This window comes from Bacillus sp. AFS088145, from assembly GCF_002564465.1.
Classification (GTDB): Bacteria; Bacillota; Bacilli; order Bacillales; family Bacillaceae_G; genus Gottfriedia.
The window spans coordinates 419,889-445,553 of the sequence record NZ_NUUX01000013.1; the positions used below are offsets into that span (position 1 = coordinate 419,889).

At 31.9% G+C, this 25,665-nt stretch carries 29 protein-coding genes; 7 read left to right on the forward strand and 22 right to left on the reverse strand.

Annotated elements, in window-relative coordinates; translation table 11 throughout:
* Positions 1 to 34: 34 nt before the first annotated feature.
* The 4 genes from COI44_RS10140 to COI44_RS10155 all read right to left on the reverse strand — a co-directional run bounded on the left by COI44_RS10140 (position 35) and on the right by COI44_RS10155 (position 3,593).
* Positions 35 to 982 carry an aminoglycoside phosphotransferase family protein gene (locus COI44_RS10140; protein ID WP_098427812.1) on the reverse strand — a complete coding sequence of 316 codons (948 nt, stop codon included), beginning with the start codon at positions 980 to 982 and terminating at the stop codon, positions 35 to 37.
* A gap of 43 nt (positions 983 to 1,025) precedes the next feature.
* The gene (locus tag COI44_RS10145; RefSeq protein ID WP_098427813.1) at positions 1,026 to 2,288 is read right to left on the reverse strand and encodes an MFS transporter; all 1,263 of its coding nucleotides are present in this window, start codon (positions 2,286 to 2,288) and stop codon (positions 1,026 to 1,028) included.
* Positions 2,289 to 2,307: 19 nt separating this feature from the next.
* Entirely contained in the window at positions 2,308 to 2,976 is a 669-nt protein-coding gene (locus COI44_RS10150; RefSeq protein WP_098427814.1) for an HAD family hydrolase, read from the reverse strand.
* A 71-nt stretch (positions 2,977 to 3,047) separates the two neighbouring features.
* Complete coding sequence (locus COI44_RS10155) at positions 3,048 to 3,593, reverse strand: GNAT family N-acetyltransferase (RefSeq protein WP_098427815.1); 546 nt, start codon at positions 3,591 to 3,593, stop codon at positions 3,048 to 3,050.
* A gap of 338 nt (positions 3,594 to 3,931) precedes the next feature.
* Between COI44_RS10155 and COI44_RS10160 the strand changes: the two genes are divergently transcribed.
* Complete coding sequence (locus tag COI44_RS10160; protein WP_098427816.1) at positions 3,932 to 4,543, forward strand: DedA family protein; 612 nt, start codon at positions 3,932 to 3,934, stop codon at positions 4,541 to 4,543.
* A 239-nt stretch (positions 4,544 to 4,782) separates the two neighbouring features.
* On the opposite strand, the gene COI44_RS10165 is transcribed toward COI44_RS10160, so the two are convergent.
* Positions 4,783 to 6,909, reverse strand: coding sequence for a heavy metal translocating P-type ATPase (locus COI44_RS10165; RefSeq protein WP_098427817.1), 2,127 nt, complete (start codon positions 6,907 to 6,909; stop codon positions 4,783 to 4,785).
* Between the two features lie 34 nt (positions 6,910 to 6,943).
* A complete protein-coding gene (locus tag COI44_RS10170; RefSeq protein ID WP_098427818.1) occupies positions 6,944 to 7,327 on the reverse strand; it encodes an ArsR/SmtB family transcription factor in 384 nt (127 codons plus the stop codon).
* Between the two features lie 163 nt (positions 7,328 to 7,490).
* Between COI44_RS10170 and COI44_RS24110 the strand changes: the two genes are divergently transcribed.
* Positions 7,491 to 7,652: a hypothetical protein gene (locus tag COI44_RS24110; RefSeq protein ID WP_179887073.1), complete on the forward strand. Its 162-nt coding sequence runs from the start codon at positions 7,491 to 7,493 to the stop codon at positions 7,650 to 7,652.
* A gap of 76 nt (positions 7,653 to 7,728) precedes the next feature.
* Here the strand turns inward: COI44_RS24110 and COI44_RS10175 are convergent, their stop codons facing one another.
* From COI44_RS10175 to COI44_RS10190, 4 genes are all read right to left on the reverse strand, one after another.
* Positions 7,729 to 8,244: a PCYCGC motif-containing (lipo)protein gene (locus COI44_RS10175; protein WP_098427819.1), complete on the reverse strand. Its 516-nt coding sequence runs from the start codon at positions 8,242 to 8,244 to the stop codon at positions 7,729 to 7,731.
* A gap of 70 nt (positions 8,245 to 8,314) precedes the next feature.
* Positions 8,315 to 8,698, reverse strand: coding sequence for a hypothetical protein (locus COI44_RS10180; protein ID WP_098427820.1), 384 nt, complete (start codon positions 8,696 to 8,698; stop codon positions 8,315 to 8,317).
* 31 nt (positions 8,699 to 8,729) lie between these two features.
* Positions 8,730 to 9,236 (reverse strand): GNAT family N-acetyltransferase, encoded by a 507-nt coding sequence (locus COI44_RS10185; protein WP_179887074.1) that lies wholly within the window; start codon positions 9,234 to 9,236, stop codon positions 8,730 to 8,732.
* 109 nt (positions 9,237 to 9,345) lie between these two features.
* Positions 9,346 to 10,053 (reverse strand): DNA alkylation repair protein, encoded by a 708-nt coding sequence (locus COI44_RS10190; RefSeq protein ID WP_098427822.1) that lies wholly within the window; start codon positions 10,051 to 10,053, stop codon positions 9,346 to 9,348.
* 88 nt (positions 10,054 to 10,141) lie between these two features.
* Here COI44_RS10190 and COI44_RS10195 point away from each other — a divergent pair, with 88 nt between their 5' ends.
* Complete coding sequence (locus COI44_RS10195; RefSeq protein ID WP_179887075.1) at positions 10,142 to 10,927, forward strand: carbonic anhydrase; 786 nt, start codon at positions 10,142 to 10,144, stop codon at positions 10,925 to 10,927.
* A gap of 167 nt (positions 10,928 to 11,094) precedes the next feature.
* Here COI44_RS10195 and COI44_RS10200 read toward each other — a convergent pair whose 3' ends face one another.
* Positions 11,095 to 11,658, reverse strand: coding sequence for a beta-class carbonic anhydrase (locus COI44_RS10200; protein ID WP_098427824.1), 564 nt, complete (start codon positions 11,656 to 11,658; stop codon positions 11,095 to 11,097).
* Positions 11,659 to 11,940: 282 nt separating this feature from the next.
* On the opposite strand from COI44_RS10200, the gene COI44_RS10205 reads away from it, so the two are divergent.
* Positions 11,941 to 12,765, forward strand: a complete 825-nt coding sequence (locus COI44_RS10205) for an aldo/keto reductase (RefSeq protein ID WP_098427825.1) — start codon at positions 11,941 to 11,943, stop codon at positions 12,763 to 12,765.
* 156 nt (positions 12,766 to 12,921) lie between these two features.
* Here the strand turns inward: COI44_RS10205 and COI44_RS10210 are convergent, their stop codons facing one another.
* From COI44_RS10210 to COI44_RS10245, 8 genes are all read right to left on the reverse strand, one after another.
* Complete coding sequence (locus COI44_RS10210) at positions 12,922 to 13,563, reverse strand: alanyl-tRNA editing protein (protein ID WP_098427826.1); 642 nt, start codon at positions 13,561 to 13,563, stop codon at positions 12,922 to 12,924.
* A gap of 123 nt (positions 13,564 to 13,686) precedes the next feature.
* Positions 13,687 to 14,148, reverse strand: coding sequence for a hypothetical protein (locus tag COI44_RS10215; protein WP_098427827.1), 462 nt, complete (start codon positions 14,146 to 14,148; stop codon positions 13,687 to 13,689).
* A gap of 199 nt (positions 14,149 to 14,347) precedes the next feature.
* On the reverse strand, positions 14,348 to 15,736 hold the full coding sequence (locus tag COI44_RS10220; RefSeq protein ID WP_098427828.1) for a HAMP domain-containing sensor histidine kinase: 1,389 nt from the start codon (positions 15,734 to 15,736) through the stop codon (positions 14,348 to 14,350).
* 14 nt (positions 15,737 to 15,750) lie between these two features.
* Positions 15,751 to 16,419, reverse strand: a complete 669-nt coding sequence (locus COI44_RS10225) for a response regulator transcription factor (RefSeq protein WP_056471929.1) — start codon at positions 16,417 to 16,419, stop codon at positions 15,751 to 15,753.
* 434 nt (positions 16,420 to 16,853) lie between these two features.
* Positions 16,854 to 17,417: a Gmad2 immunoglobulin-like domain-containing protein gene (locus COI44_RS10230; protein WP_098427829.1), complete on the reverse strand. Its 564-nt coding sequence runs from the start codon at positions 17,415 to 17,417 to the stop codon at positions 16,854 to 16,856.
* 137 nt (positions 17,418 to 17,554) lie between these two features.
* Positions 17,555 to 18,466: an AEC family transporter gene (locus COI44_RS10235; protein ID WP_098427830.1), complete on the reverse strand. Its 912-nt coding sequence runs from the start codon at positions 18,464 to 18,466 to the stop codon at positions 17,555 to 17,557.
* A gap of 42 nt (positions 18,467 to 18,508) precedes the next feature.
* Positions 18,509 to 18,853, reverse strand: a complete 345-nt coding sequence (locus tag COI44_RS10240; RefSeq protein ID WP_098427831.1) for an SHOCT domain-containing protein — start codon at positions 18,851 to 18,853, stop codon at positions 18,509 to 18,511.
* Positions 18,854 to 19,114: 261 nt separating this feature from the next.
* Positions 19,115 to 19,567 (reverse strand): VOC family protein, encoded by a 453-nt coding sequence (locus tag COI44_RS10245; protein ID WP_098427832.1) that lies wholly within the window; start codon positions 19,565 to 19,567, stop codon positions 19,115 to 19,117.
* 161 nt (positions 19,568 to 19,728) lie between these two features.
* Between COI44_RS10245 and COI44_RS10250 the strand changes: the two genes are divergently transcribed.
* Positions 19,729 to 20,277 (forward strand): GNAT family N-acetyltransferase, encoded by a 549-nt coding sequence (locus COI44_RS10250; RefSeq protein ID WP_098427833.1) that lies wholly within the window; start codon positions 19,729 to 19,731, stop codon positions 20,275 to 20,277.
* A gap of 92 nt (positions 20,278 to 20,369) precedes the next feature.
* Here the strand turns inward: COI44_RS10250 and COI44_RS10255 are convergent, their stop codons facing one another.
* Positions 20,370 to 21,908 carry an FAD-dependent oxidoreductase gene (locus tag COI44_RS10255; RefSeq protein WP_098427834.1) on the reverse strand — a complete coding sequence of 513 codons (1,539 nt, stop codon included), beginning with the start codon at positions 21,906 to 21,908 and terminating at the stop codon, positions 20,370 to 20,372.
* A gap of 172 nt (positions 21,909 to 22,080) precedes the next feature.
* On the opposite strand from COI44_RS10255, the gene hpt reads away from it, so the two are divergent.
* Positions 22,081 to 22,608 carry a hypoxanthine phosphoribosyltransferase gene (gene hpt, locus COI44_RS10260; RefSeq protein WP_098427835.1) on the forward strand — a complete coding sequence of 176 codons (528 nt, stop codon included), beginning with the start codon at positions 22,081 to 22,083 and terminating at the stop codon, positions 22,606 to 22,608.
* A gap of 225 nt (positions 22,609 to 22,833) precedes the next feature.
* Here the strand turns inward: hpt and COI44_RS10265 are convergent, their stop codons facing one another.
* On the reverse strand, positions 22,834 to 23,250 hold the full coding sequence (locus COI44_RS10265; protein ID WP_098427836.1) for an NUDIX hydrolase: 417 nt from the start codon (positions 23,248 to 23,250) through the stop codon (positions 22,834 to 22,836).
* A 139-nt stretch (positions 23,251 to 23,389) separates the two neighbouring features.
* Here COI44_RS10265 and COI44_RS10270 point away from each other — a divergent pair, with 139 nt between their 5' ends.
* Positions 23,390 to 24,649, forward strand: coding sequence for a TolB-like translocation protein (locus COI44_RS10270; protein WP_098427837.1), 1,260 nt, complete (start codon positions 23,390 to 23,392; stop codon positions 24,647 to 24,649).
* A 218-nt stretch (positions 24,650 to 24,867) separates the two neighbouring features.
* On the opposite strand, the gene COI44_RS10275 is transcribed toward COI44_RS10270, so the two are convergent.
* The gene (locus tag COI44_RS10275; protein ID WP_098427838.1) at positions 24,868 to 25,617 is read right to left on the reverse strand and encodes a 2-phosphosulfolactate phosphatase; all 750 of its coding nucleotides are present in this window, start codon (positions 25,615 to 25,617) and stop codon (positions 24,868 to 24,870) included.
* Positions 25,618 to 25,665: the final 48 nt, after the last annotated feature.

Sequence of the window (25,665 nt, forward strand, 5' to 3'; positions counted from 1 at the left end):
TTCAAGCCATTCGCGATGCTCTTTTTATTGTTAATTACTTAAAATTAAAAAATATATTTTCTAATTCTTTTAACGTTGTGGCTTTCTTAGCTACTTCAGACTTTTCTTGATAGAAACGAATATTACTAAAACGATGTAGTAATAAATAGATCATTAATTCATTTTGTAAGCTTTCGTTTAATTCGTTATTCGTATAGCCATAGCTCTCTAGAAAAATTTTATTTAGTCCTTCAAAAGGATAAAACATAAACGCTATTGGCCCAAGTAAATCATATTTTGAGTTTCCTACAAAGCAATCAGCAAAATCAATTAGACCAGTAAACCTCCACATGCCATCAACATTATTCATGATTAAATTAAATGGTGTGTATTCTCCAGTTAATAACACGATTTGTTCTTTTCCTTGCAATGTTTTATCTTCTACATAGCTTTTTAATTGGGTAAATAATTCATCATTCATTCCGTTGTTTTTATGATGATTCTCTACTTGCTCTAATTGATTCGTAATAAAATGCTTCCAATGATCATAATCATCCTGTTTTGTGGAGGTCGTTGCGTCATGGATTTCTCTTATTATTTTTCCTAAATCAAACGCGATTTGCTTTTTCTCCTCAAAAGTCAGTACATCAAAGACATCAATTAAAAGAGTCCCTTTTAGTTCACTCATTACTAAATAGCTCCAGCCTTCAAATTGACCAGTTGAAATTAATTTAGGAACATCTACGGATAGAGTTCTCCTGTTTAGAAACTCAAGAACCTGCTTCTCTTTTACGAACTCGCCATTCACATAAGAAGGATATAATTTAACTACAATTTCACCATCTATACTAAAAACAATATTTCCACCGTACGAAAATCGAGTAAGCTTCTCATAATCTATCTTTTCTAACTCACAAATTTTACGAATCTTACCTTCCCAAAAACAATTTTTTTCGCGCATTATTTTATATTTATCTTTTGTTATTTTATAAAGATAGGTCATCACTTTACCTCAATTATTAAATTATTATTTTATTAATTTTCTTCTAAGCAGAAAGATTTTGATTTAATACCGCTCTTTTTTTAATATTAAGTACAAATAAAGTTGCGACTAAACAAAAGATACCTGCTGCAATAAAGATTGATTGGTAGGCATTTAACCAAGAATAAACTAAACCTCCACCATATGCTGCTGCTCCAGCACCTAATTGATGAGCAGTATAAATCCATCCATAGATTACCCCTACCTTCTCTTTACCAAAATGATCCGTCGCTAGTTTAATAGTTGGCGGAACTGTAGCAATCCAATCCATCCCATAGAAAATGGCAAAAGCACTTAAATAAATAATTGAATTAGTAGATAAAGCAAAAGGTAGAATAAGTAATGATAAGCCTCTTAAACCATAATACCAAAATAACAACCAACGATTATCAAAACGATCAGAAATATAGCCGGATAAAGTCGTTCCGATAATATTAAATATTCCCATGAATGCTAAAATACTAGCAGCAGTCACCTCTTTATATCCATAATCGATACAAAGTGAGATAAAATGAGTACCGATCAAACCACTAGTAGAAAAGCCACAAACGAAGAAACTTCCCGCTAATAACCAAAAAACTTTCGATTTAGCACCTAATTTTAACCCATCAAAAGCTGCCTTCACTGGATTAATATTGTTCGCTTGCTTTTTATTACTTTTTTCAGCCCCTAAAGGTAAAACCCCAACATCTGCTGGATCATTCTTCATAAAAATCCAAAGTAATACATAAATGAAAACACCAAATGAAAATATGGTTAAAACGGCATTTCTCCATGAATAATTTTCAACAATATATGCCATAAGCGGCAAGAAAACAAGTTGACCGGCTGCTGAACTAGAGGTTAAAAGACCTAGTGCTAAACCACGCTTTTTTTCAAACCATGTTGTTGCAACATAAGCATTTAAAACCGTCAAAAATGCCCCTGCACTTAATCCAATAATGATTCCCCAAATGATAAATAAATGCCAAATTTTCGACATAATCGTTGTTAGTAAAATAGCCGTTAATAATGTTCCCATACCTATTAGCAATACTTTTCTAACACTAAACTTTTGATATAATCCAGCAATAAATGGACCAGAGAATCCAACAAGAGTTATACAAATCGCAAACGCACCAGAAATTGATGCTCTACTCCAACCGAATTCCTTTTCAAAAGGAATCATCATCACTCCAGACATCGTATTTGTTACTGCAGCAATAATGACAGATAAGAAAGTAACAACTAAAATAATCCAAGCATAATGTATTTTTCCTCTCTTCAATTAAACTCCTCCTTCATAATTAGACCATTATCTTTCTCTCATTTAATAACATTTTTTTAAGTTGATCTACATTATTAACAATTGCATTCGCTCCTGCATCAGTTAATTCTAATTCACTTCCATATCCGTAAGTTACTCCAATCGAGTCAATTTTAGCGGTTTTTGCACCAATTATATCGTGAAATCGATCCCCAACCATAACCGAATCTCCCTTAGAAAGATCATTATTCTTTTCAAATATATACTCAATTATCTCGCCTTTATCGATTCTTGTGCCGTCTAGTTCACTTCCAACAATTTGAATAAAAAACTCATCGAGTTGGAAATGGCTCAATATCTCCCTTGCGAAAATAGTAGGTTTTGAAGTTGCTACATATAATCTTTTTTTCTCTTTTTTCAATTCCCTTAAAAGTTCACGTATCCCAACATATACATTATTTTCAATCATACCACCCTGTGAAAAGTATTCGCGATAAAAACGAACTGCGTTTACTAATTCTTTTTCACTAAATTGACAAACTTCAAAAAATGATCGCTGAATCGGGGGTCCAATAAATTTTAAAAGCTCTGATTCTAATGGAATAGCTTTATTCATATTCTGTAATGCATACTTTACCGAGTTCAAAATCCCTACCTTTGGATCCGTCAATGTACCATCTAAATCGAACAAGATTGTATTATAAGTCATTATTTTCTTCCTCCATCATTATTCCTCCACAAAAAAGCGTTAGCATTTTTAGCTAACGCAAATTGATTCTTTTAAATTTTCCATTCTTTTTTCAACATACTATAAACAGCTATATCATAATACTTTTCTCTAATTTGCTGTGCTTCTCTTTGGACACCTTCTTGTTTAAAATTTAAACGTTCTGGAATTGCCCTACTCTTCCCATTTTCAACAGCTGCTCTAATCACAACTCGATTAAGATTAAGCTCATCATAGCAATATGAAACTAAACCTTCTACAGCACGAGTCATTATTCCTTTACCTTGTACATGTTCACTTAACCAATAGCCGATTTCAGTTGTTTGATTCGACCAGTCTATATAATGTAATCCTAACATACCTACTAGTTCATTTTTATAAAAAATACCCGCTTCAAAACCATTATTATCTGCAAATTTTTGTAGCCACATAGGTATAATCGATTTTTGATAATCCTCAATTAATGGAATATTTTCAGCCCAAATCAACCATTCTTTTAAGGAGTTTTGATTTTCCTTCAGTGCCTCTACTAATGTTACTGCATATTTTGGTGTTAATAAATTGATTGATAAATCCTCACTTATTTGAACCTTAAACATGTCCATCCTCCTTTTTTTACTAAGACATTGTTCCTAATTAGCTAATTACATTTCTTTAGATTTAGGAGAAGTATTTTAACCAAATCTAATTTCTGCTTTTATATTAATCTACTTAAATTCTCTATTAACCGTTCTAAATCCTTTGATTTTCAAAAAAATCCCCCTAAAATGATAATCCATTGCTCAAAAGACATAAAATCTACATTTTATTAGTTGTTTATTTGGAACAAGTTTTACAATCACTTGCCTAATTACTAGTTACATAGTATATTTTTTCACAAGGAATATTAAAAACTTCTAATTATTTCTTAAAAAAAAATCAAACTTGAGGTATTTTCATGCAAAACTGGATTATTGAAACAATGGATACATTTGGCTATTTAGGTATCTTTTTATTAATTGCATTAGAAAACATATTTCCTCCAATTCCTTCCGAAGTAATTTTAACGTTTGGTGGGTTTATGACTACAGAATCTTCACTATCTAAATTAGGCGTTATTTTCTTTTCCACTTTAGGTTCAATAATCGGAGCAATCATACTTTTTTGGATTGGTACTTTACTAGATATAAAAACGTTAGAAAAAATCGTAGAACGCTGGGGGCATTTTTTACGTTTAACTAAAAAGGATGTCCATAAAGCGGACGAATGGTTTTCAAAATACGGTGTTTGGACTGTCTTTTTCTGTAGACTAATTCCATTAATACGTAGTTTAATTTCTATACCAGCTGGAATGGCACGAATGAATTTTTGGATCTTTTTGTTATTTACAACTTTAGGCTCATTAATATGGAATACAATTTTAGTTTTAGTTGGTGCATCGGTCGGTGCATCCTGGGAAAAGATTGTTGAGTATATGGATTTGTATTCAAGTATTATTTATGGAATATTAGCGATTGGACTGGTTGTTTTTATCTTCCTTTTTATCAAAAAAAGAAAACGCTCTGCTTAAATAAGAAGAAAAAAACTCAGACTAATTTCGTTTAGTCTGAGTCAGTGTGTAGACAAATTTCTAAAAATCTGATTATCAGACTGATTGCAAGCGCTTGTCTTTCGAGGCGCGAAGCATGGTGAGGAGCGGAGTTACCTTTTTACGGTAATGAGCACCGCAGACAGGCGAAGCAACGAAGAAAACGAGCGTTTGTCAACAGTCTGACTCAGACTAATTTCGTTTAGTCTGAGTTTTTATATTTATTTATGTCTAAGAACTCTCATCGAATTCAATACTGCCAAAACAGTAACTCCAACATCTGAAATGACTGCTTCCCACATTGTAGCTATTCCGATTACACCTAGTAATAAGAAAAATCCTTTCACTGCTAAAGCAAAAAATATGTTTTGCCATACAATTTGTCTTGTACGTTTAGCGATTTTAATTGCATCTACAATTTTTGAAGGTTCATCTGACATTAATACAACATCAGCAGCTTCGATTGCTGCATCGGAACCAATTCCTCCCATTGCAATACCTATATCTGCTTGTGCTAAAACTGGTGCATCATTAATACCGTCGCCAACAAATGCAATTTTTTCTTTCGATGATTTTATCTTTTCAATTAATTCAAGCTTTTCTACTTTTTGATGTGGAAGCAGCTCTGAATAAATATCATCTATACCTAATTCTTTACCAATACTTTTCGCAACTGAGTTAGAATCACCGGTTAACATGACAGTTTTTTTAATGCCAACTTTTTTAAGTTCAAGTATCGCTTTTTTTGCATCATCTTTTAGTTGATCTGCAATGACAATTGATCCTATAAAATGATTATTTTTTGCTAAATAAACTGTTGTGCCTACTTCTCTAGTTGGTTCATATAAAATTGAATGACTTTCCATTAGTCTTGAATTCCCTACTAACAGAGCATCTCCATTAATCGTAACCCTAATTCCATGTCCCGCAATTTCAGTATAGTTAGATAGCTTTGCTTCAACAATATCTTTACCATACTTTTGACGAATTGATAATGCGATTGGGTGAGTAGAATAAAACTCTCCATAAGCCGCTAATTCCAATAAATCCTCTTTCGAATGACCACGTGTAGGCATAATCGAACTTACTTGGAACTGCCCTTTCGTCAACGTTCCAGTTTTATCAAACACAATATATTTCAAATCATTTAATGCTTCTAAATAATTACTTCCTTTTACTAATACTCCCGATTTCGAAGCTGCTCCGATTCCTCCAAAAAATCCTAAAGGAATTGAAACAACTAGAGCACAAGGACATGAAATAACTAGGAAAATTAATGCTCGATATATCCAATCATAAAGTGTTTCACCTGGAATAATAATCGGTGGAATGATTGTAATAATGGCTGCTGTGATCACAACTATGGGTGTATAAACCTTTGCAAATTTTGTAATAAAATTTTCAGTAGGAGCCTTTTTATTAGTTGCATTTTGAACAAGTTCTAATATTTTTGATACTGTCGATTCATTAAATTCCTTCGTGACTTCAATTTCGAGTAAACCTTGAACATTTATAAATCCACTTAATACTTCATCGCCCTCAAATATTTCTCTTGGTAATGACTCACCTGTTAATGCAGATGTATCAACACTTGAAAATCCACTTCTTACAATTCCATCTAACGGGACCCTTTCCCCAGGTTTAACGATGATTATTTCACCAATTTGAATCTTTTCAGGAGATACTTGTTCAGTTTTGTCACCATTTTTTAAATTAGCATAATCAGGACGTATATCCATTAATTTCGAAATCGAATTCCGTGAACGATTTACTGCAATACTTTGGAACAATTCACCTAGCTGATAAAATAGCATTACCGCAACAGCTTCAGGATACTCACCAATAATAAATGCACCAATAGTAGCTACTCCCATTAAAAAATTCTCATCAAATACTTGCCCTCTAAAAATATTTCGAATAGCTTTTAAAACAACGTCAGCACCCGCTATTAAATAGGCAGCTATAAAAATAATCAATTGATAGAGCATAGGTACATTAAGTAATTGAGCTAAAATTAATAAAGCAGTACCGCTTCCTAATTTAACAATAAGTTTTTTTGTTTCAGCATTCATACCCTGTTGCTTCTCTTGCCCAAGTTTTGAATCCATTTTTGAAACAGGATTAATATGCGGTTCTAATACACGGATCTTATCTTTAGCGCTCTCGATAACTGATTCTTTTTGTTCCTCGCTCGTCGTAATTGTCATCGTTAATGTTGCAAAATTTACCGAACATGCATCAACGCCTTCAAGTGTGGAAACTCCTTTTTCAATTTTCATTGCACAATTAGCGCAATCAAGACCTTCTAATTTTAATTCACTATTTACTTGCCTTTGCCCCCTACTCATCAAACTCAACTCCTCTCTTTAAGAAAAACCTATATTAATCCTCTAAAATATGTTCTAGTGCTTGATTGAAAATTTGCGTAACATGATCATCTGCTAATGAATAATAAACTACTTTACCTTCTTTACGATTTTTTACTAAATGCGCCTGTTTTAATACACGTAACTGATGTGATATAGATGATTGCGTCATTTCTAATAAATAAGCTAGGTCACATACACACATCTCAGATTGACTAAGTGCATGTAAAATTCTCGTTCTCGTCTTATCTCCAAGAACTTTAAAAAGTTCTGCTACTCCTGTCAATGTTTCAATATTTAACATGCTTTCTTTTACTGAAAGGATTATATCCTCATGCATAACCGTTTGTGGACAAGATTCTTCACAAACTTCGTCAACTTTCTTCTTTTCTTCAATCATAAACTGTCCTCCTATGAATACATGAACAACCATTCATATGTTTTCTATATGTATATTATATGAGTGATTGTTCATATGTGTCAAAATATTATTTGTAAAATTTAAAGGAATATTACATATGATAAAGAAATGATTAGTAATGCATACAAAAGGAGAAAATTTAATGACTCTAATCGGATATCTTTTTTGGGGAATTTGCTTAGTAGCCGTAATATTTACCTTTTTAATTGGAAAAAAATTAGGAACAACTCCTCCTTATAAAACAGATCATCAAGCATTATTTGAAGAAATTACGAAGATTGATCGAGCTTTAGTGCAGGAATAAACAATAAAAATAAAAAAGTCAGACAGTTACCGTAATTTCTCAGTAACTGTCTGACTTTTAATTTTGTCCTATATCCTTATCCCTGTTCTTTTGGCATTGGTGTATTTGTCGGCTTGGCATATCCTTCTTTGTATTTATTATCAATGACTTTTCGAATTTCTAAAGGCGTTTTTCCTTCTCGCTGTAATTTCGCTGATTCAACTGCAATTTCCATACAGTTGACACATGAAGTTGCATGGCTATCCCACACGATTGAACCATCTTCTTTTACTTCATGAATAAAGCAATCTAAATTACTTTTATGACCTACACTTTCACCACAACCACAATAACATGGAATATTTTTAAGTAATTCAGCATGCTGTGCTGCCACCATATAAATCTGTTGAATCTGTTGTTCTTTATCGCCTAAAAACTTCGGCAAAGTTTCTTGATTGATTGTTTGTTCTCTAATATCACTTGTCTGAATATGTTCGGCATGATTTTCGTGTTTCTTCGTATTATTTGTCTCAGCTTGTTGATTACTGCATCCTGTAAATAAAATGGAAATCGTTAAAGCTGAAAGAACATTATGAATTGTTTTTCGTTTCATCCATTTCCTCCAATAAATACACGTTAATCTTATTTTAATAATTATCGGAGTGGAAAACAAATTCTTTTAACTATGAATAAATAACTGAATCAATCAACATTTGCATTAAACTTGTAAATAGAAAGAAAAACCTAATCAAAAAACCAGCCCATGCAAAACGTCTATATTTTTCCCAACGTTCCTGATTATCATGACGTTTACAAATCCACATTAAAATCCAAAATCCAAGCGGTAAAATGGGTATTTCAATTCGATATTGATTAATAAAATTCAAATTAATACTAAAGACAAATAAACCAATCAGTATTGCAATAATAGCCTTCCATACTTCTGGTTTCAAATCATTTGTTCTATAGATCCAAAATAGTAAAATGCCAAGAGTAATATAATTTACTAGCGTAATAATGATACTAGAAACAAAATGATAATCATCAAAATGGATATTAACGTCCATTAGATTCTCCTTTTAGATAATTTGATGGTTTCTAATAATTATGACGGTCTTTACGATAATATTTAGTTAATTCACTATTTTCATCATCAATGGATTCTAAAATTAAATTAAATCCCTTTTTCTCAAGGATCTTTACTGAATAGATGTTTTTTGCTTCAACGGTAGCTACTATAAAATTTAACTTTCTGATTCCAAAACAATAATCTTCTATTAAACTAGCAATTTCAGAACCAAAACCTTTTCCCCATTCTTCTTCAGCTAATCGATAGCCTATTTCAAACTCATCCGCTTCATTTTTTATGATCGCGCATGTTCCAATCAATTGATTAGTCTCATTTTTACAAACAGCTATTACTTCAAAATCAGCGTTTTTCTCCTTATACATTTGAAGAATCTTATTTAATTCATTTTCAGTTTCTTCTAGTGTTTTAGGACGATTTGTTATGTATCGCATTACATTCGCATTAGATTGAAGTTTGTCTAAATGATTCAGGTCGTCCATTTTAATCTTTCTTAAATATAGTCTATTTGAGTTCATAATCATGGTATCTCCCGTTTCCATTGTGTAAACAAAGTCCGATTTTCAGACTGATTGCAAGCGCTTGTCAACAGTCTGAGTCACCTATTAAAATAGGTGACTTATCAAATTAACAAATACATGTTTTTTTCTTTACTCCAAGCTTCCCCCTAGCTTCGACCTTTTCAATATAATCCGTCGCTAGAGGTACCTTACAAGCCGTATCTCCTACGTCCACGTGGACTTTACCAATCTTTTGACCAACCATCATTGCCTCAACCGTAAGACTTGGAACAAAACTACCTACTGAAATTACAAACCCATTCATTGTATAACGAACTCTATTTTTTGAAGTATGTATATGATTTTCTATATAATGAAGTAATTTACGAATTTCTTCCTTATCTATCTCTTCATCTGGTGTAATTGATAAATAATGACTATATGTACTCCATCCACAATTTTCAATTAATTCATCCTCTGACTTCAACCATTCTCTAGCTAATTCGATTGCATACTGGCTTTCTGCTGCAACAGCACCTACAATACTTTCAGCAATCATATACCAGTGAGCTTCTTTCGCCCAATTTTGAAGCTGTTCTTTTGTCATTAATTTTGGATTAATTGATAAACCAGCTAAATACATCGCATCTGAATTTCCTGTATGAAAAAGTGATAACGCTAATTCCTGATCCTTTTTAACATATTTAACAAGCTTTTTCATATCACCAATTTTAACTCCAAAGAATGGTTCTTTGGCACCATGACGCAAAAAAGTTTTTTTCGTTTGCTCAGTTCCCATTTCCTCTAATGATTTCATAACTTCTTCTAATGACATCATCTTCTCCCCCTTAATAAAGGTTTGTTCCGTAACATCGTTGTCTAAAATGTATCCTATCATACATATCAAGGAAGGAAAGTATATAATGAACTATTTTTTTCTATTCATCATACTATTCAGTTTTACGATTTCAGCCTGTTCAAATAATCAGATCGTGCATGAAGTTCATCATAATAAATCAACAGTTGCAACTGCAAGAAATGAAGACTGGTCTTACACAGGTAAAACTGGACCTAATTATTGGAGTTCGATCAATAAAAAATATGCCCTATGTTCAAATGGGAAACGGCAATCTCCAGTTAATATTGATCAAGCAATAAAAAAATCACTACCTTTAGGTATAAACTATCATAATGATCTTTTTAAAATAGAAAGGTCACAGTACACGGTAAAATTCATTCCGGTTAATCACTCCAACTCAATTAATTTAAATGGAACAAACTATACATTACTACAATTTCATTTCCATACTCCAAGTGAGCATACAATAAATGGGAAACAAAGTGATATGGAGATTCATTTTATAAATGAAAATAAAAATAAATCGATTATTACCATCGGGATACTTGTTGATAGTGGGAGATTAAATAAAGAATTCAAAAAAATTCTTAATACAAATCTTATGGATGAGGATTTTGATGGAAAGGTTGTTAAAATAAATTTGCAGTCCTTTATTCCGTATACTAGTAAAAAATTTTCATACACTGGCTCTTTTACAACTCCTCCATGTACTGAAGGGATTAAATGGATTATATTTAACAAACCAATACAATTTTCCGAAGAACAAATCCATTCTTATCAAAATTATTTCGAACCAAATAGCCGCCCCGTTCAGCCATTAAATGGTAGAGATCTATTTGAATCTTGGTAAAGATAACGGGGTCATGAGGAACTATATATGCCCGAATTCATATATTACTTCTTCATAACATCCTGTAGTTGAAATAAACATCATAATTCCTATTTAGCTACCATCTTCTTTTTCAACAACAAAAAAAAGTTATCCTACTTAAAGGATAACTTTTTTTGTATAAATCATTATTCAGCAGTTTTTTCATCTCGATGAACTACTTCTAATTTTCCTGTATGAGGGTCAATTACTAAACCATGAATTTCAACCTCTTTTGGAACAAGTGGGTGGTTTTTAATAATTGAAACACTGTGGTTAACACTGTCGTATACATTTGTAAAGCCAGTTAACCATTTGTCTAAATCTAGACCTGAAAAACCTAAAATTTCTAGGTTTTCTTCCTTAATTCCTCGTTCAACCATTTTTTCTTTCATACGTGTAGGATTTGTATTACCCATTCCACACTCATGGTGACCGATTACTAAAACTTCTTTAGCTCCAAGTTCATAGATTGAGACTAGAATACTTCTCATAACTGAACCAAACGGATGGGCAATAACTGCTCCAGCTGTTTTAATCATTTTCACGTCACCGTTTCTAATATCAAGAGCCTTTGGTAAAAGCTCAACTAGACGTGTATCCATACAAGTAACAACTACAACCTCTTTATTCGGAAACTTTGAAGCTATGTATTGCTCATATTCCTTATTCTCAACAAACTTCTTATTAAAATCTAAAATTTGATCTAACATAAATTCCCCTCCAAACAAAAATAAAGAGCATTTTTCCTATACCTATATTGAAGGAAAAGCTCAAAATATACAACCATTTTGCACTCTTTTATAGTATTATTCTAAAATTTTGTTTTCATTTATACCGTTTTATTTTTATTTTTTAGTTTGGTAAATACACTGTCAGACAATTAACCAATCGAATGCATTATTTGTAAATTCCCATTAATTTCTATCATTTTTTTTTATTTTTAAAGTTTATATTGTACACTAGACTTAGTCTTTAATCAGGAGGGAATTAAAATGAATTTTGAACATTCTATTGCATTACATAATGGAGTTAAAATGCCTCAATTAGGTTTAGGTGTGTGGCGTGTGTCACCAGAAGATGGTGTAGATGCAGTCCGAACAGCTATCGAAGTAGGTTATCGTCATATTGATACTGCAGCTGTCTATCAAAACGAAGAGCAAGTAGGTGAAGCAATTCGCCAATCTGGTGTTTCCCGTGATGAACTTTTTATTACAACAAAAGTTTGGAATGCTGATCAAGGCTATGATTCAACTTTAAAAGCTCATGAAGAAAGTCTTAAAAAATTAGGCTTGGACTATGTTGATCTTTATTTAATTCACTGGCCAGTAAAAGAAAAATATTTAGATACATATAAAGCATTAGAAAGACTTTACGATGAAAAGCTTGTGCCAGCAATTGGTGTTTCAAATTTTCATGTCCATCACTTGGAAGATATTGCAGCTCATCGCAATATTAAACCAATGGTCGATCAAGTCGAATTGCACCCAATGTTTCAACAAAATGAATTACATGAATATTGCCATAAAAACGGCATTGCATTAGAAGCTTGGAGCCCATTAATGCAAGGTGGCGAAGCTTTAACAAATCCTGTTATAAAAGAGATTGCGGATCAATACGGTAAAACAACTGCCCAAGTCATCATCCGTTGGCACTTACAACGTAATGTTATCGTTATTCCTAAATCGATCACACCTTCACGAATTCAAGAAAACTTTGAAGTATTCAACTTCGGGCTTTCTTCAAATGATATGCAACAAATTGCTACTCTTGATGCAAATAAACGTGTAGGTCCAGACCCTGATAATTTTGATTTCTAATAGGTAGGTTTTGACTTAGAGAATTTTTAATAATGAAGATAGAATATGGCTACCATTCTTTTGAAAGGTAGCCATTTTTTTCCCTTAGACTCTTATGGTACGAACTTAAAATTCATTTTTCGTTCTTCTAGATCTGCAATTAATATATTTATATAATCAATTTAAATAAATCTCTATCCGTTCTTTCCCTCCACCTATATTGTTTCGTTTTAACTTTATTCCTTTAATTTCTCCTGTTCGTTTAATATGTGTCCCACCGCACGAAACTTTACCAAAGCCTTCAATTTCCCAATATCTTCTTTGACTTTTGGGGTCTTCAAACTCACTATAAATTTCCAAATCTGCATCAATCAACTCTTTTGCTTTTGACTCTATAAGTGGGAATGTTTCTGAGATTTTTCCATCCCAATAAAAATCAATTCTAGCTTTATCACTAGTAATATTCGCACCAATTTTTTCAGGATTATGATAGTTTTGATACATCAGCTCTAAGATAATTTCTGCAGCAAAATGTAGCTTCATAATTCGATATCGTTTCTCCCAATCGATTTCAATCACTACTTCTTGTCCTTTTTGAAGGTCATGATTTTCTGGTAAAGTGTAGATAATATCTAATCCGTCCTTCTTAGCTTCAATTACCTCGTAATTACCAATTCTCCCTGAGTCTGATTGTTGCCCACCGGAAAAAGCATAAATAATGGTTTCATTTAAAGTAACATTCCTGCCATCTACTTCTGTAACAATTGAAGTGGCTTTTGTAAGATAAGGATCTTCCCAAAATAGTTTTTTTAATCCCATTACATTACTCCTTATTGATTTTTAGTTTTGAATTTTGTTTCCGTTAGTTGATTTCCCTTTTATAGTTAGTAAAAAAAGGAACAATTTCTATAAATTGTCCCTCTTCTAATTAATCCATATAATTTACTTTGTTACAGCTTCACTACCTTTTACTAACTCAATACGTACTTTTTTCAGCCCATCTTTTTCATCAACATATGTACTTAAATTCCAATTTGCTGCAAGAGTATATTTAATTAGATTAATTGCTTCTTCAGATAAATAAATTCCTTGAATTGCAGTCCCCATATCTTCATAATCTTTTTCAACTTCAATGCCAAATTTATATCTTAATAAAGTCATGAGTGAGCCTTTAGTTAGAAATTTGATTTGATAGCCATCATTAACAATTTTATTAAAATTCTCTTCATTACTTTTGTACAGATTTATTAATGTTTCCCAGTCAGGAAAACCATTACCATATTGTTTTAAAAACTCGAAATTCTCTTCTTTCACAGCGTTTATTAACTGAATGTTTTCTACACCAGCACTACGTAAACTTTCAATCATAATTGCATTATTTATAGCAATACTAACAAAGCTCATCTTTGATCTCCCTCCGAATTATAAGAATTTTCTTTTTATTAAACTTTATCATAAAATACCGTACTAAACTATTAAATTGATGAGATTTACACGAAGACGATGAGGATAGGGAATGCTTTGTGAATACGAAAAAAATCACAAGATCCTGTAACAGATCTTGTGATTTTAATTCTTGGGGAATTTAGATACTCCATCTTATCTAAATTGTGTTTAATGTGATGAAAGCAGTTGTGCCTTCTCCATTCTCACTTGTAATTTGTAGATTGCCACCATAGTTTTCAATTAGGTCTTTTGCTATTGATAAGCCTAAACCATTACCGCCGTTAGCTCGACTTCTCGCTTTATCAGCTCGATAAAATCGGTCAAATATATGATTGATATCTTCTTCTTTTATACCGATTCCGTTGTCTTTCACTTTAATTTCGATCTTGTTTGCAACTTGAGCTGTAGTTATATCGATAATGGTGTGTTCTTTACTGTATTTAACTGCATTATCAAACAGAATAATTAATATTTGCATTAAATGTTCTCTTGCAATATTTGCTTTATCGACAATTTGATTTGGAGTATGGAAGTGAATTTCCAAATCTTCATGTAATAGCTGATAATTGCTTATGATCTCATTTAATACTTCATTAATATTTGTTGGAGCAAACTGTTCAATCTTTTCGCTATTTTTTTCTAGCTTCGTTAACTGCAGAAGCTCATTCGTTAAAATAATCATTCTATTTGTTTCATTAATACAAGTATTTAATGAGTTTTCTAAAACAGTTTCGTCTTTTTTCCCCCAGCGATTAACTAGTGATAAGTGACCATGAATGATTGCTAAAGGTGTTCTTAATTCATGAGAAGCATCTTCAACAAATCGCTTTTGTCTTGTAATTGAAGCCTCTAACTCATCCATCATTTTGTTAAAGAGTAGACCGAGTTCAGATAGCTCATCTTTTGTTTCTCCTACAAAAACTCGCTCTTTTAATTGATTATTTTTTATTTTAATCATTGTTTGGTTTAAATTTTTAATAGGATTTAATATTTTTTTAGATAAGAAATAACCGCTTAAAATACTTAAGATTAACGAAATGGTAGTTCCTAGAATAAGAATCATAAATGATTCTTTAATTAATTTCGAAAAGATTTCTACATTCATTGCAACTTCTAATACACCGTCAAAATTCTTATAATGTAATGACTGACTCTTAATGATAATTTCTTGATTGTTTAATCTATATTTTTGAATTTTCCCAAAAGCATTTTTATTAATATGAATTTTAGGCATTTTTCTAGAAACTGTAAAAATTACTTTTCCATCGTTATCTAATAATCGGATCATTTCATTATTTTGTATAATTTTTTCAAAATACACTTTATTTTCTACTAAAGAACTAGCATTTGGTTTCTTAGTTTTATACTCTTCATCTAAATAAGCTGCCGTTTCATTTAATCTTTTTTCAATTCGATTTTGCTGCTGTTTCATTACAGACATTTGAATCAATGCAGATTGAATAAAATTACATAATGTAAATATGAAAAACATAAGCACAGCGATTGTAATTGTTATTTTCCATCTAATCGAAAGCTTATTTAACAAGGTTAGATTCACCTCTACATCCTCATTACATACCCAGTACCCCTTACAGTGTGAATATAGGTATTATTTTTATCATCTAGTTTTGTTCTTAAGTAGCTAATATAAACATCCACTACGTTTGTTTCAATTGTAGAGCCATAGCCCCATACAGTTTCTAATAAAATTTCTCTAGTTAAAACACGATTTACATTGCTCATTAATAAATACAATAAATCAAATTCTTTTTTAGTTAAATCAATGATCGCTTCATCTTTTTTAACAACTCGAGCTGCAGAATCTAATGATAAATCTTTAAACTTTAAGCAGTGTAAATTTGTTGAACGATCGATTCGTCTAAAGATTGCTCGCATATGGGCTAAAAGTTCTTCAATAACAAATGGTTTTGAAATATAATCATCTGCACCACTATCTAAACCAGAAATTCGATCAAAAACACTATCTCTAGCTGTAATCATAATAATTGGTGTGTCTTTATGCGCTCTAATTCGTCTACAAACTTCAATACCACTTAAATTAGGAAGCATTAAATCAAGCAAGATTAAGTCAAATTCTTGGTCGATCGCTAGGTTTAAACCGTCTCTACCATCATTTGAAATATGAACTTCATTTCCTTCATACTCTAATTCTAATCGTATAAAATTTGCTAATTCTTTCTCATCTTCTATAATTAATATTTTTTTCATATATTTTATCCCTCATTTTTTTTATAATAACATCTATAAAATTATTATTTGTATTGTATAAGGATATCTGTTTAAGATGAAAATGGCTTTACGAATATTTTAAAATTCAATTAGAGTTTTATTAGAATTTTTTAATATTTTAACTCAATAACCTCGATATTACTACCTATTGTGTACATTTTCTAATAATTTCACTTAAAAACGATTAAAATTTATTTAAGAATATGTTTGATGCTTTCCAAAAGATTAGGTAAAAACTTTTTTATTACCACTTAATTTATGTAATTTTTAAAGTTAATTTCTTAAGATTTCAAAAAAAAATGGCTTTAGCATTTGCTAAAGTCATTTTCATACTAAAAAAATTATTTGTCAATGAAGTAAGTCGAATCAAGTTGATTCATGCTATTAAAATCAATTTTCCTAATCTTCCCTACTTATTTATAATTAGGAAACTGAATCGGAATATTTAGTATATCTTCTGGTTGGCCGTCTTTTGCACTTGCTACATAAAGTGTAAGTACCCCATTTGGACTAGTTGGCTGATTATAATCAATTACTAATTTAAAGTTCCCCCATTCTGGAGCACCCATATCAGCCATTGTATGACCTTCCGCTAATACATTATGACCATCTTCTATGCGATAAAGAAATGTTGCTTCAAAAACACTAGCTTTCCCTTCAACAATTAACACATTTTTACCTGTTGAGTCATTTACGACTGAAGTGACTTTAAATGCATCGTTTTCAACTGGTGTAAATACTTTAAATGGTGGCTTAGTATCACTTTTTTTGGGCGGATTATTAGTTCCTTTATCTGGTGAATTTCCTTTATCAGTATTTTTGTCTGTATCTGGTGTATTGCCCTTATCAGAGGTTTTCCCCTTATCAACTTGTGATGACTGATCATCTTTCTTGCCATTACCGTAGTCACTTGACTGACAGCTTGTTAAACAGAATAAGCTCAAAATTATAAGTCCAATAAATAAAAGTCTTTTCATTCTATTAATCACCCCTAAATTAATTTATTGCTGCAGATTAAATATTGTTCTGAAACCAACTATTTATTTTTACTAAAAAATGAAATGCTTTTTTTCCAAGGTGGACTTCTAAGTATAGGAATGAATTTTTAAACACATTAAAAGAACGTACTAGCAAGTTGTATTACAATTGGTAAAGTTAGACTACTTAATATAGTTGAGGTAATAACAGTTTGTGCTGCAAAATTTGCATGCGGACCTTTGAATGATAGTAATGCACTGTTTCTTGAACTTGGAAAGGCACTACCTATAAAGAGAGCTTTTGCAATTACGCCTTCAAAGCCGAAAATTTTTATAAGTGCAAATGCAATGATCGGACCACCAATCAATCTTAAGAAGTTACTAATCGCTAAATTGTTCCAGCTAATTTCTTTCCCCGATTCAGCTAATTGAGCTCCAAGTGTAATTAACGCAAATGGGGCAAATGATTCAGTAATAGGATTTAAAATGGAAACCAATTCATGATTTAATTTCACATGAGATATTTGAAGAATAAAGCCAAGTACTACACTATAAATGATTGGTAGCTTTAGCATTTTCATAATTGCTTCTTTCATTTGAACTGAAGCCTCTGCATTATATACCCCAACAGTAAATGTCATTATATTTTGAAACAAAACGATTAAAACTCCAATACTCAATGCAAAAGGATCATTTTTAAAAACTAACGCATTTACTGGCAATCCAAGATTTCCGGAATTATTTAATGCGATGCTATTAGCAAATGTACCTTGCATAGATTTTTCAATTCCTCTCCACCTACATATTACTGTTGAAATTAGAGACATGGCGACAAATTGAATAACCAAGTAAAATAAAACACCACCTGCAACTTTCCCAGATAACGGACTATCATATATTTTCATAAATACTGCTACTGGAAGAAATAAATAAACTAAGAGGGTTGTTAAAGTACGTAAGTGAAGTTTAAACAGACGATTAAACAAATAGCCTAATATAACATAAAAAAATAGAGGTAGCATAACTTCTAGTAGTAATTTTATTACCATTTCTTTTCCTTCTTTCAGATGATCAACCACTTTTTATTTTATCTACATATCTCGGTTGAAAATTTTTTCTTTTTGTTTCTGAAATTCACTATCTGTGATCACCCCGTCATTTTTTAATTTATTTAATTTACTAAGTTTCACTTCAAAGTCCTCTTTCTCTCTTGTAATATACTTTTCAACATTAACTTCATAATTGGATACACCACGATCACTAAAGACGTTGTATCCATTGATTATCGCAATCATTAGCGCAATTGCGGTCCATAACAACCCGAACAAACCAGCTTTTGGTATTACAATTGTAAAACCTAGGACAATAAAAATAATGCCAATCAATAAACCTAAAAATGACTGCCCTTTACTTGGTTTAACTCGAATCTTTCTCAAATTCCCACCTCTTTTCATTTTAAAATTAATTTCTGAATGAAATAGAAGCTTTGATGGTTAAATTTGATAAAATATTATTTTGCTTTCGAAATACTATATTCGACAAATTATGTTTAAATACCTATTGCAAAAATAAAAAACCACCAAATTAAGTGATTTTTTAAATTTTTATATTAACTTATTTACACTATTTTAGATTCAATCTGATAGGTTTGTATAAAATGATTTCACACCATTTTTTCAAACAAATCAAAAGAGTTATTATGAATATTTTACTTTCCATTCACTTAAATAGAGAACTTCATTTGTTTCTATAGGTTCCCCATCAAGTAGCGTTATAAATTCTAAACTATTTCCATCAGGATCTCGGAAATAAACACTCGCTGCTGGCATCCAAGTATGTACTACAGGTTCAATTGGATTTAATCCAAAAAAGTTTTCAGTTGGTTTTATCCCTCTCTCTTTTAGCCATTCAATACTATTCTCTAGTTCATGTAGACTTACTCCAAAAGCGAAGTGACCTTTGTGATGAAATTCCTTTCCTTTCTCTACTTCCCATAGACCGAGCATTTGTTTGTCCTCACCGATAAAAAAGAAAGCTACTCTTCTTTTTTCAATTTTATGAGCAAGCTTAATACCTAGTTTTTCGTAAAACATAATGGATTCTTCTAAATTTTTCACTTCTAAATGAGTTTCATATATACTTTTAATCATCGTTTTTCCCCTTTCATTAGATGAAAGTAATATCATAAGTATTTATATTTTAGCATTATGCTGTTTATTTTTAAAAAATTCTGAATTTAAAACTCATCGTGAATGCCTCCCAGATGATATGATTTATTTAACTTTAATTCAAAATGTAAGGAGGTTAGTACGTGATCTTCCAATCAAATAAGCTTACTATTCGTCAATTAAAAGAAAGTGATGTTCCCCTTCTAGCCAAATGGCTTTCGAATCCTAAAGTTCTTAAATATTATGAAGGTCGGGATCATCCATTCAACGCTGAAAAGGTTAAAAGTATTTATTTTACTAAAGATCCCTCTATTAAAATGTGTATTGTAGTTTATGAAAATATTGAGATAGGCTATATACAGTTTTATAAATTAGACAATGAAACAAAAATTGAATATGGATATGAAAATACAAGTGAAGTAATTTACGGAATGGATCAATTTATTGGTGAAATTGATTTTTGGAATCGTGGAATTGGAAGTTTCCTTGTCTCATCGATGGTGAATTACTTAGTTAATAATCAAAACGCAAAAAAAGTAGTAGTAGATCCACAAACATGGAATGGACGCGCGATTAAATGCTATGAAAAATGTGGATTTAAAAAAATTCGATTACTTCCGAAACATGAGTTACATGAAGGCGAGTATAGAGATTGTTATGTGATGGAATATGATTATGACTTCGCTCCTTGAAAGAAAAGTGCTTGAAAACAATCAGATATCATTTTTTTAAACTTAGTCTACAAATTAAGGGATCTCTCACATTTTTGAGAAATCCCTCATGTTTATTGAACAAAAACTTGTTTTAAAGGTTGATCGGCTGGACCTTCTAATACGTCACCATAAATTGAAAATCTTGAGCCGTGGCAAGGACAATCCCATGATTTGTCACCATTATTCCACTCGACCTCACACCCTAAATGTGTACAAGTTGTGTCTACACAATGAACTTTACCATTTACATCTTTATATGCTCCAACTCTTTTCCCATCTAGTGTTACAACTGAGCCCTCATCATTGTATAACTCTTCTATTTTTCTAGAAACAGGTTCTAATTTTCCTTCAATTAAATGTTTAGCTACATCTAGGTTTTGCATTAAGAAATGCTTAATACTAGGGTCTGCTTGAAATCTCGAAGGAGTGAACACATCAGCATCAACAGCTTCTTTTTCTAAAATTAAATTACTTATTAACTGGGCAGAGACTGTTCCACTTGTCATACCCCATTTACGGAAACCAGTGGCAACGTAAATGTTTTCATGTTTTGATGATAATCTACCAATATAAGGCATTTTATCTAAAGTGATTAAATCTTGGGTAGACCATCTGAATAATACATCTTCTATTCCAAAGGTTTCTTCGCCAAAAAGTTTTAAATTTTCATAAAAACTCATTGTACGAGTTTCTACACCAGTTTTATGACTTTCTCCACCAATTAGTACTAGTTCTTCATTGTTATATTTAAATGATCTTAGAGACCTTTTCGGATTTTCCGCACTTATGTACATACCTCCTGGATATGCTGTTTTTATTTTTGCAGCTAAGGCATATGAACGATCAGCATGTAATTTCGTAAAAAACAATTGATTACCATCGTAAAAAGGAAAATGGGATGCACTAACTACATGCTTACATTTAATTTTCCTTCCACTTTGAGTGACTACGACTGGACTGTTACCTGTTTCAACGTCAATAACTACAGTTTCTTCATAAACCTTTAATCCGTTTTCAATTGAAGCTTTTAATAAATGAATCAAGTATTTTAGCGGGTGAAACTGAGCTTGATCCCTCATTGTAATCGAATATTTTGTATCAAAAGGTAATAATGTTTTTACTGCTCCAAATGAGTCAATTCCTAACTTTTCATAAGCTTTCAATTCATTTTCTAGATTTCTTACATAATCATCTGAAGTCGTATAAATCGTTGCATCTTGGGTCTCATAATTACATTCTATTTGGTTATCATTCGTATATTTTTTAATAAAATCCATTGCATTTTTAGTAGAATGATAAAAGATTTTTGTCTTTTCTAATCCAAAATGTTGAATTAGCTCATCGTAAATTAAATCATGCTGTGCTGTTACTTTTGCAGTCGTGTGGCCAGTTGTTCCATTAATTATTTTATTCGCTTCTAGTAAAGCCACCTTCATACCCGCTTGCGTTAAAAAATATGCGGTTGAAATTCCCGTAATTCCAGCACCAACGATTACCGCATCAAACTCTTCGTCATCATTAAACGGTTCAAAAGTAGGAATATTTAGTCCACTTCTCCATATTGGCTTTGAGTGCTTGGGCAAGCCATTATAATCAATCTTTTCATTCATCTTTGAATACCTCCATTTATGTTATGTGGTTATTATTACCAAATTGATGGATGTTCATTAAACTAACTTTTCAATACTACTAATTAGTAAATATTGTTAAAATGGAGATAATGATGAATGCTCATCTAACAAAGCAAATAATAGTTAATAATTAGTAAAGAGGGTAATTTATATGGCTTATAGAATTAAAGACACTTTAATTTCTGAAACGGATTTAAAAAATAGAGTAAAAGCACTTGCCGAACAAATTGAACATGACTTTAATAACGAACCACTAATCCTTGTAGTTGTTTTAAAAGGATCATTTGTATTTGCAGCTGATCTAGTTCGTGAAATAAAAAGTAATATTAATGTAGACTTTATTTCTGTTTCCAGCTATAGTAATCAAACTGAATCTACTGGAAAAGTAAGACTGTTAAAAGATTTAGATGAGAATATCACAGATAAAAACGTGGTCGTAATTGAAGATATCATTGATAGTGGTCTAACATTGCACTTTTTACGTGACCATCTTCAAATGCATAAGCCAAAATCAATTAAAATTTGTACTTTATTAGATAAACCTGAAAGAAGAAAAATCGATCTACCAGTTGATTATGTAGGCTTTGTCATTCCAGATGAGTTTATCGTTGGCTATGGAATTGATTATGCACAGCAGTATCGAAATCTACCATATATCGCAACTGTAGAAGAATATTAATATAAACAAAAACATGCCGTTTGATGTATTTATCAAACGGCGTACACAAAGTACAAAAAACTAGGGTTTCAGACTGATTGCAAGCGCTTGTCTTTCGAGGCGCGAAGTCTGGTGAGGAGCGAAGTTACCTTGGACGGTAATGAGCACCGCAGACAGGCGAAGCAACGAAGAAAGCGAGCATTTGTCAACAGTCTGGCCGTTTGATTTTTTATCAAACGGCTTTTTTTATTTCTTGTTAACTTTTTTATGAATTAAGTCGATTAATAAGTTTCGATCCTCTGGAAAACTAAGTTCGATTTCAAGAATTTCATCTGAAGATTTCCAAGCAATATCATATATTAGTTGATCAGGGTCTTGAATTTTAACATTACCACCAATAATTCTAACTTCAAAATAATGTACTTCTACTTGAAAACCATACGAAATCCCTTCTTTAATAAACAATTGCTTAATTACTTCTACTTCATATCCTGTTTCTTCGAGTACCTCTCTTTTACAACACTCTTCAATCGATTCATTTTGTTCTAAACCGCCTGATGGAGTAGCCCAAAGCTTTTGTTCATCAGGCCTGCCTTGAAGAACCATTAAAACCTGCCCTTTAGGATTTATACAAATACCAGTTGCCCCAATCCATTTCTCCATGAAAAGCCACCTCTTTTAGTTACTTTATATAATCTAGCTATTCGATCATTTAATGTTTTATCCTGTTGAAAATGGTTCTTTTGATATTTATATAATTTCTTGGGAAAAATAACTCAAAATTAGTAAACGGGGTGAATTTATGAATCGCAAATTACTACTCATTTTCTTGGTCGTTGTTTGTTTAATTTTTCCGAACTTTAGTTACGCCGAAACTACTGCTAACCCATTAAAAATTGCGTTTGTTCGCGATGGATTCGTTTGGATAAAAATAAATAATAAAGAGGAAAAAATAACAAAAGCAAAAGGGGTTTATTCGAATCAGCCTGAGTGGTCTTTTGATGGGAACTATTTAATGTATCAAAAAGAAATACCTACTGGTCCTACAGCATCATATCCTACTCGCTCAGAAATATGGATTTATAATATGAAAACCAAAAAAGAACGAAGAATCATTTCCGATGGTGAGAATCCAAAATGGTCCCCTACTAAAAATATTATTGCTTTTCTAGATAGTGGTGTGCTGAACGTTTCTGATTTTAATAATTTTTATAATATTGCACTAGGTGTGGATGATTATAATTGGATTCCGAACGGTAAGGGCTTTATAGCTTCATCAGCCGCAGCGCTAAATCCGGACGGCTGGACAAATCCAGTTTTATATAAAATCACTTTACCAGATGATTTAAAAAATATTACTAGCACAACAAACAGTGTAAAACAATTTTTTGTTGTTCCTAAAACCTTAACAAAAGGAAATACTTCCATTCCGTCCATAAATGCATCAACATTTCAATTTTCGCCTGATCAAAAATGGATTTCTTTTATTGTTAGCCCAACAGCTTCTTGGTCTATGGATAGCGATATGCTTTGTATCATTTCTTCAGATGGAAAGGTTTTTGAAGTTCAAGATGAAATTATTTTACATTTAGATAATCCAAAATGGGCTCAAACTAAAAATATATTAGGATACATTGCAGGTGGCGGCAGATTGGTTTTCGGATATAAAAACAAAAAGATGAATATTACTGAAATGCCAGCATTTACATCTACAAATTTAACACCACCACATTATGCTGAATTAGGATTTACATGGTGTGATGATACATCGATTGTTGTTTCAAGAGTAAAAGAAAGTGAGTGGTCAAATGATGAAAAGAAACGACCAAAACCATCATTAAATGTGATTAATCTTTCTACTCATAAACAATTAAAAATAACTAATCCACCAACTGGAAAGGGGGATTATAACCCAGTCTACTCTAAGTCTTCCAATAAAGTAACTTGGACCAGAAAAGGCGAATTAGATGTTGTCGGTAATGTATGGATCGCCAATTTGGATGGTAGTAAACCTAAAATTTTATTAAAAAATGTTAGTTCATATTCTATTTTTGAGCGGTAAAAAGGATGTTTTAATTCATCCTATCAGTGTATAGACAAAGATCTAAAAACTTGATTTTCAGACTGATTGCAAGCGCTTGTCTTTCGAGGCGCGAAGCTTGGTGAGGAGCGGAGTTACCTTAAACGGTAATGAGCACCGCTCAACAGGCGAAGCAACGAAGAAAGCGAGCGTTTGTCAACAGTCTGAAAGGATGAATTTAGTTTCATCCTTTTTCCATTTCAAGACCCATTAACGAAGCAATCATTTTGTAAAACTGGTACCACTTTAAATTGGTTTAATTGACTACAGTGCGTAACATCATCTTCAAAGCCCTTCATTCTCAGCTCTCTTCCACTGCCACATTCCCAAATCAATTCTTTAATTTTATGTTTCGAGTGAAGAAACGCACCAATACAGACTTCCGCTTCAGGTGATTTTGTTCCTTCTAACTCTGCTAAAATTGCGCCTGCTCCTAAATAATCTTCAATAGAAGGTCGTAGTGCATCCTCATTTTCATTTAAATCATTCCAAACCTCACCGCACGGAATGACTGTTATATTGACATTTTTTTCTTTTTTAAGGCGATTTGCCAAACTTGCAACCGAAGACGCATTAAGTAAAGAACCAATCAATAACGCTGGCACTTTTGAAGCGATCCATGAACAAAATGCCCCATTTAGAGAACATAAAACAAATTTATTATTGGTATGCCGTTCATTAAATGAGACCGGCGAAAGTGTTGCCTTCCCTAAAACTGTCGCTTCATTTCGTCCTAAAATATACTCCGCTCCAATCTTTTTAGCATAAGCTTTCCCATCTAAATTTGGTGGATATGGATAGACGATGGCGTTTTGAAATACTGCTGAAACAACAGTCGATGAAAAACTAAGAACATCAACAATAATCGTAATATCCCCGCGTTCTGCTGCTTCTCTAGCTCCCCTTTTTCCCCACTCTAAACGGCATTCATAATTAGATTGATCGAACATATTCTCATCCCCTTTATTAATTTTTTTAAATCGTCATACATAGAAAAA